We start from the raw sequence: 276 nt of genomic DNA on the forward strand, positions 1-276 counted from the left end.
GGTGATGACATAGGTGTCGTTGCCGACGCCGCCTTGCAGGGTGTTGACGCCCGAACCGCCCGAAAGCGTGTCGTCGCCGCTGCCGCCGATCAGCGTGTCATTGCCGCCCGCGCCGTCGATGGCATTGGCGCCCGTGTTGCCGGTGATGACGTTGTTGGCGCTGTTGCCGGTGGCGTTGACGCTGCTGCTGCCCTTGAGGGTCAGGTCTTCAAAGTCGGTGCCGAGGGTCCAGGCCACGATGGAGTTCACCGTGTCACGCCCGCAGCCTCCCGTAGG

At 66.3% G+C, this 276-nt stretch carries 1 protein-coding gene; it reads right to left on the bottom strand.

Going from position 1 to position 276, the window contains the following annotated elements:
- Positions 1-249 (bottom strand): calcium-binding protein (locus ACTHSL_RS13580; RefSeq protein WP_440381718.1); only part of this gene is annotated, 249 nt, incomplete at its 3' end.
- Positions 250-276: the final 27 nt, after the last annotated feature.

Origin of the sequence: Neisseria sp. P0008.S010, from assembly GCF_051962715.1 — a bacterium.
GTDB classification, from domain to species: domain Bacteria; phylum Pseudomonadota; class Gammaproteobacteria; order Burkholderiales; family Neisseriaceae; genus Neisseria; species Neisseria elongata.